General features: G+C 55.7%; 8 protein-coding genes. 1 reads left to right on the top strand and 7 read right to left on the bottom strand.

The annotated features are described in order from the left end of the window. Positions 1-528: 528 nt before the first annotated feature. From ASE94_RS02050 to ASE94_RS02025, 6 genes are read right to left on the bottom strand one after another with little or no spacing between them, the layout of a single operon-like run. The gene (locus ASE94_RS02050; RefSeq protein WP_244483920.1) at positions 529-1773 is read right to left on the bottom strand and encodes a His-Xaa-Ser system-associated MauG-like protein; all 1245 of its coding nucleotides are present in this window, start codon (positions 1771-1773) and stop codon (positions 529-531) included. After that, positions 1757-2152, bottom strand: coding sequence for a TIGR03982 family His-Xaa-Ser system protein (locus ASE94_RS02045; RefSeq protein ID WP_244483918.1), 396 nt, complete (start codon positions 2150-2152; stop codon positions 1757-1759). The genes ASE94_RS02050 and ASE94_RS02045 overlap by 17 nt, the downstream gene beginning before the upstream one ends. Beyond that, positions 2127-2756, bottom strand: a complete 630-nt coding sequence (gene hxsA / locus ASE94_RS20400) for a His-Xaa-Ser repeat protein HxsA (protein WP_082460786.1) — start codon at positions 2754-2756, stop codon at positions 2127-2129. Before hxsA ends, ASE94_RS02045 begins: the two co-directional genes overlap by 26 nt. After that, positions 2753-3829 (bottom strand): His-Xaa-Ser system radical SAM maturase HxsC, encoded by a 1077-nt coding sequence (gene hxsC, locus ASE94_RS02035; RefSeq protein WP_062629004.1) that lies wholly within the window; start codon positions 3827-3829, stop codon positions 2753-2755. The genes hxsA and hxsC overlap by 4 nt, the downstream gene beginning before the upstream one ends. Next, positions 3826-5235 carry a His-Xaa-Ser system radical SAM maturase HxsB gene (hxsB, locus tag ASE94_RS02030; RefSeq protein ID WP_062629003.1) on the bottom strand — a complete coding sequence of 470 codons (1410 nt, stop codon included), beginning with the start codon at positions 5233-5235 and terminating at the stop codon, positions 3826-3828. Before hxsB ends, hxsC begins: the two co-directional genes overlap by 4 nt. Beyond that, positions 5235-5486 carry a hypothetical protein gene (locus tag ASE94_RS02025; RefSeq protein ID WP_062629002.1) on the bottom strand — a complete coding sequence of 84 codons (252 nt, stop codon included), beginning with the start codon at positions 5484-5486 and terminating at the stop codon, positions 5235-5237. Before ASE94_RS02025 ends, hxsB begins: the two co-directional genes overlap by 1 nt. A gap of 185 nt (positions 5487-5671) precedes the next feature. Between ASE94_RS02025 and ASE94_RS02020 the strand changes: the two genes are divergently transcribed. Continuing rightward, positions 5672-6157, top strand: coding sequence for a hypothetical protein (locus ASE94_RS02020; RefSeq protein ID WP_156351755.1), 486 nt, complete (start codon positions 5672-5674; stop codon positions 6155-6157). A 90-nt stretch (positions 6158-6247) separates the two neighbouring features. Here the strand turns inward: ASE94_RS02020 and ASE94_RS21315 are convergent. Further along, the coding region (locus ASE94_RS21315; protein WP_210166227.1) for a hypothetical protein at positions 6248-6446 on the bottom strand (199 nt) is incomplete at its 5' end.

Here is a 6446-nt window from a genome sequence, read left to right as displayed (position 1 = left end):
GGCCCTGTCGCTTTGGCGATGCGGTACATATCCGCGATCGGACAGTGGTGAAATTTGGCGACAATTCGTGGCCTGAATGATTTGTTCCATCGGCTTCGTGATTGATCAAGTTTTCACGCGACTTCTCGATGGAAATAAACGTCCGGTTTGCTAGTCAACAAAATAAAAGCGGTCATTCCGCATTCCACCCCCAAACCGATCCCTCAAGAGGGGGGAGCCCCCAGGACTTAGCAGTCACATACCAACATTAGAACTGCCGGATGTTTGGTCAGCAGCAGGCGCACGGATCGTCAGTCCACCCCCAGGCGCTCCGCAGTCAGGGCAGAGCTGCTTTTGCTTAAAGTCATAATCGACCTCTGCATCGCCGTAAGTCTCGAGCGCTGCAGCGAGGTCTATCTGGTGCGAATGCCCGTCTCCAGAACTGCAGTGACTGATAAGCTCAATACCAGCATCCCTAAACTGCGAGAGACGCGTAATCGGCTTGAACTGCTTCGGCGGAAAGTCAGGCACGCGGACAATCATTGACTTTCAATCGGTCTCCATCACCGGCTCGGCGCTTTCAAACTCCAGTAGCCGCAAAAACTCTGCAAGATCGGCGATCTCTTTGTCGTCGAGATAAACTCCAGAGATCGGCTCAGACGCCCAGGATTTCAGCTGGTCATAAAATTGGACCCGCTGTTCGCCTGTCATCGTTTCGGGTGAAAGGCCAGCGAGGGGATCGATGTGCAATCGAATTGCATCCTCGAGACGCTGAACCGATCCAGAGTGGAAATAGGGTGACGTCTTGGTGACGTTCCACAAGGGCGGTGTGCGGAACAGATATCGATCATCGTTTCGCATCGTGACGTTGAAGCGACCGTAGTCGATGCCGAAGCCGTTCTTACCCGAACCAAGCTGCGGCGTAGCGATGGCATGGAACTGGAAGTCGCTGAAGTAGGGGCCGCTGTGACAGGCAGCGCATCGCCCTTTCCCGACAAAGATCAGCCCGCCTGCCAGCTGCTGTTCTGACAGGCTGCCATCTTCGAACACGAACTGATTGAGCGGATTATCTTGGAGACGGAAATTGGTTCGTATGAATGCGGCAATCCCCTCGGCCATGTCGAGAAATTCGAGATCTTTAACGGCCTTGCCTTTTGCCGCTGCCAGCTTTGGACCGATGTCATCCCTGGCTTTGATGCGGTCAACAAGCGTGTTGTAGACCACCTGAGCGGCTTCCACGCTTTCACCTTCGAGATGGTCGTTGTGAGGGGCATCGTCGACCATCTCACCGACTTCGACGGGCGGAAGGTGAGCAGCAACCACGAGCGGGTCGTCCGAAGGCTCTGAACCCGCGAACTGACTGCGTATCGTTCCGGAAGAGGCATCGACCTTTCCGTCCCAAAAGAAGATGTCGAACCCTTTGCCTCCTCTGCCCCAGAACGGCAGGGCGTTTCGAGGAATAATATCGCCACCACCCGCCAGGCGTTGCATTCCTTCGCCTTCACCACCAGTGCCTACGGCGTTTGCCAAGCCATCCGCAGAACCGAAGCGATCAACATGACAAGACGCGCAAGCGGTCTGTCGGTCCAGCGACATATCTTTCGATTGGAAAAGCAGCTTTCCGGCCGCGACCAGGGCCGCGTCGGTCTCAACGTGTGTCTCTTGATACGGCATCAGGCCGTTTCTTAGCAGGGCCTCGCGCAACACGTTGTCACGCATGCTGTCCGCAGCCGCGGTCAGCGGCACCATCGCCAGGATGCCAGCATAGAGGAGCGGATTAATAACGGATTTCATGGATGCGCACCACGTCGGCAAGGTTTTGCGCCCGGTCCTCGATCGCGACCAAGGCCATCTCGCTCAAATCGTTTTCGCTCAGGCCCCAACGGATCAAGTGCTTCCGCAGAAGGTCGTAGTCCTGGCAGGCGATCAAGCCAATTTCCATGGCACGAAGGCCATCGACGTTTGCCTTTGAAGGATCCTGGTCCAGGCGCTGTTTGGCAATCAGGTGGTCCCGCATCGCGTAGTCGCAGCGGTACGACAGGCTGGCATAGTCGTCTTGATAAACCGCTGTCAGACCTACACGCCACATTGGGGCAGCAGCGGTCGCAAATGCAGCACCAGCCACAAACATGCCGAGACCGAAAAGGCTACTCCGCCACAATTTTGAGCGCATCGAGGACCTCTGGAGTGATCGTTCCGGTAACATTGAGGCTCCAGTCGGCCTGCATCGAGGAGATGGCCAAGCGAGTTGCTGGCCCGACAATTCCGTCAATTTCGCCGGTGTAATAACCCCAGCTGTAAAGCCCCAACTGCACCTGCTTGGCGATTTCCAGAAACTTGTCTGAATTCCCTGGCAGAACCTTCAGAGCTGCGTCTGGTGAGCTCGGCAAAATCGTTGATGGTGAGGTGCTATCGGAAGCCGGAGGAGAGTAGAGCTGCGTCGTTACCGTGGGCGGCGTGTAAACAGTCGCAGGTGCAGGCGGGGTGTAGGTGGGCGCCGGTGCGGTGTAACGGGGTGTCGGCGGCGGTGTATAGACCGGGGCGCGGTAAACCGACCCACCACCTGATGATGAGCGATGGCTTGAATGCGACGAGTGACTGGAATGGGACCGGTGACCTGCAAGCGTGAAAACGTGCTGCAATTTGAAGGTCTGAAATAATGTTGGCTTCGCATCCGTCGTGGGATGCGAGCTCTCTGGCGCCGGGATGGCTGCAGCAGATTGCGGAAGAATTCCTATGGCGGCCAAGCCAGGAATGAGAAAACGCTTCAGTTTCATTGCCGCTCGAGCCTCAGGTAAGCTTGGTCGCTATGCCATTCAAAAAAGCCGCTGCAGGAAGTGCGCAGCTTGCACCCGTCGCATTCGGGTAGAAACTTGTTCTTCCAGTCAGAGATCGTTGCTGGCGCCAATGCCCGATAGGCCGGCGGCACAGTGCAAAGCGGGAAATTGTAGAGGAGGACAGGGATGTCCGAGACTCTTGCTATGTCGATCGCTTCAGCCAATCGATCGAACGCGACCGAATTGTCGAAAAACAATTCATTCCAGCGGTTCTTCGCAAAGCCGATCCGTTCGAGCTGCATAATCGCCCAAGGCGCTGCAAACGGGACAAAGCGGGCGATGAAGTGCGCCAGCTCCGTCAGGACTTCAGAGTTCATCCGGGTCAAAACAGTTCGAAGTTCGATCTGCGCGCCGGAGCGACCTAAGATCGCCAAGCCAGTTTGAAGCCGCTCAAAGGCGCCAATTTTTCCAACAATTGAATCGTGCAGTGCACGATCGGCGGCATATAGCGGCACGCCCCATTGGACCTTGCGTCCTGCTGGCGAGCTGAAGAATTGGATATCAGCATCGGTGAAATGTTGTCCGTTCGTCAGAACGTGAAACCGAAGATCGGGCCGGGCGTCGTGCACCCTTTCCAGAAGGCCGAATAGCTGATCCTTGTATAGGGTCGGTTCGCCGCCCGAAAAACCCAAAACGGCATTCGTCGGCGCCAGCTGCGACGCTTTCTCGAAATGCTCGAAATTGTCGAAGTGGGTCTTCTTCGGTGGTTGTGAACACATCACACAAAGCTGGTCGCACCGCTCAGTCACCACGAAAGTGTTATGCCGTGATTTTGCGCGGATCAGCCGGTGCATGATCGCTCGTTCCGGATCGAGCAGAACCACATCGCCCGCATATTGGGAGGTGTCAGATCCATTGAGACGCGCCCGCGTGCGACCGTAGGTGACCAGCAGGGTATCTGGGTCCGTTTGACGAAGCACTGCGTCGTTAACGTGTGAAGCCTCTGCTGTCAGCCGAACGACAAAGGGTTTCTCAGCACCGCGGATATCAGCCGGCACGATCAATGAGATCATGGCTTTACCTCGGAGTAGGAGGCGGGCCACGTTTCAATGCCAAGCCACTTGCAAAGCGAGTGCTGGATCTTCGGATCTTTGCTGGTGATCATGGCAAAGGCTTTGTCAAAAAGCGCCAGATGCCGACGGCAGAAGAAGGTTTCATGACGCGGTATATCGATCCGCCCATAGCGTGAAATATCGTCGATAAGATCGACGCCGCAAAACGGTTGGTAGGCGCAATGCTGACAGTCGGGGTCTTGATCGTTGAAGGAGGCGGAGTTCAGGCCGGCGACCTTTGACCAGTCTTCGCCATCCTCGACATTCCCGATGGAGAGATCGATCTGGCCGATACGGGCCATCATGCGGGCTTCATCGGTCGGGAAAAGCGTGCCGTCGTAATCGACAACCACGTAGTTGGCGCCTACCGGGTTGGGATTGCGAATGTCGACATGACCGTTTGCGCCAAGCCCCAAAATGCGGCGTAGCAGGTGCGTGAAGTAATATTCTTCAACGACGACCTCGCGCTCCCAGTTTTGCTCCACGATCAAATCGATGAACTGGGCATGGAGCAAATTCCAAGCCTCCAACTCCCCAACTGTCTCAGGGCGGCGGCGGGCAAAACCCTGGCGGTTGATCGGTCTCAGGTAAACTGAGTGGATGCCAAAGCGCCCATAGGTCTCAACAAGACTTTCGAGGTTCGGCGGATTCAGAGGGTCGATCGTCGGAAGCGCAGACATGCGACCATGCCCAAAGCGCTTTACGAATTCTTCGAGGTTGGAAAGCAGCGCCAACGTCTGATCGACATTGCCGGTACGCTGGTGAGTATGGGTCGCAACATCGCCATCGATTGATGTGCTGAGCTGGGTATCGTCGTCAGCGAAAAAGTCCCAGATAGCCTCATCCACGATCTGGAAATTCGAGCACACCACGAACCGTGACTGCTTGAAACGGCGTCGGCAGAAGTCCCGGACGACATTCAAAATATCCAACCGCAAGAGTGGCTCACCACCTTGGAATTCGATCTGAATGCGGTCGGTCGTAAGCTTATCGAGATAGGTGAGAACCCCCGCCAGGGTTTCTTCGCTCCAATCGAACCCCTTCGCCCCTTCCGCCGCCCTCGAGACCTGGCAGTAATCACACGAGAGGTTGCAGCGAAGCGTCGGAACAAGAATGACGTAATCTATGGCCCTCGCGGTGGCGGTGCGCCGAGCACTCCATCGAAAAGCATGAGAGGTAAACGCAAGATCGCCGACTTTCTCGAAGGCAAGTCCGGATTTCCGCAAATAGGCTTCATCGTCTTCGCTGGCCCTTCCCGATGCGTATCGGTCGAGAAACTCTGGTTTGGCGAGAAACCACGAGCCAGCCTCGTTGGACATCAGGATGTCCTCGCCAATGTTCCGAAATTGGAGCGGCCAAACGTGCATCACGACATAACCGACTTCAACAGAAGCTCGCGCAGAGGCGCTCCCTCGGCTCGGATGCGTTCCCGATAAAGGGCGTAATTGATTTCACGACGAGCCAGCGACGCCTGGCTGTCTGATTCAACGCTGACATTGACCTTCGCAACGTCTGCGGAAATGCTCCAATCCGGATACAAATAACGCAGCCGGGTCACTGCGGCATCAATGTGCCAGGCAAAGCTTTCAGCGATGTCGACTTCCACGTTGATTTTCACAGCAGTGTCCCAAATTTCTGGCGTTGTTTACACCCTCTCAGCGTCCTGCTTTATTTGCTTGGCATGGCTGATTTATCTATTGTACTCAATAGATAAACAGGAACCAAGCGCAAACTTGATAGCAGCCGAATTCCTGACGGACTCGGGTCCCTTCAATGGGTCCGGTGGGGATGAGGACAGGGCAAATGAATAGATATCTGGCATTTGGAGTAGCGGCCATCGGCCTTGCCTTGCCTTCCGTGAGCAGCGCCCAGGACATTCCTGGGCTTATCGGGATGGCGTCGCTGACCGGTACCTGCGACCGTCTCATTGCGGCTGGAGATGACTTCTCCGCTCATTGCTCTGGGATGATCATGCAGTCGATCTACGACACTGGAAGGACAGGGTTCACGCTGGTCATTGGCGACAAAGGAACGATAGTTACGTTCAGCGGCATGGAGGGTAAAAAGCCAGATCCGGATTCCCAGCTGCAAAGCGTCGACAAAGTAATCCTGAACCTGGGAATCGACGGCGTTCCACCAACAGCGACTGAAACTGATGGGAGCTGCTCGTACCGCAATCCATACAACGGCCCAATGACGATTGGTTGCCACGCCATGGATGCCGAGGGTAAATCCTATCTCTTGCAGTTCACCACGGATGGGTCAGACCCCGAGTTTGCAGACCTCTAATCTTCGGCGTCATGAGTCCAGTACAGCGGCCATTCGACGTCTGCTGTCACCAGAGCAAACTTGATAATCCTCGGAAAGTGATCCGTCGACTCAGGCACTCTCGCAAAGGCCGGTTTTTCCGAAGCGCAGTCGCCAAAAATGGCCGGTCACCTCGCCGCTCACGATATCCCGCTCGAGCAATGTCCGCTTCTGCGTTGGGTCCATCCAAAAGCCGCCAGTCCGCAATCCATCTGTGGACGCCCCGTAAGACGCAAGCGGCATTTTGAAGGATTGCACGTAGTCGGATGCT

Source organism: Devosia sp. Leaf64 (genome assembly GCF_001421945.1).
Lineage (GTDB): Bacteria > Pseudomonadota > Alphaproteobacteria > Rhizobiales > Devosiaceae > Devosia.
Note: the sequence above shows the minus strand (reverse complement) of the source record. Positions and strands in the feature narration are given on the sequence as shown.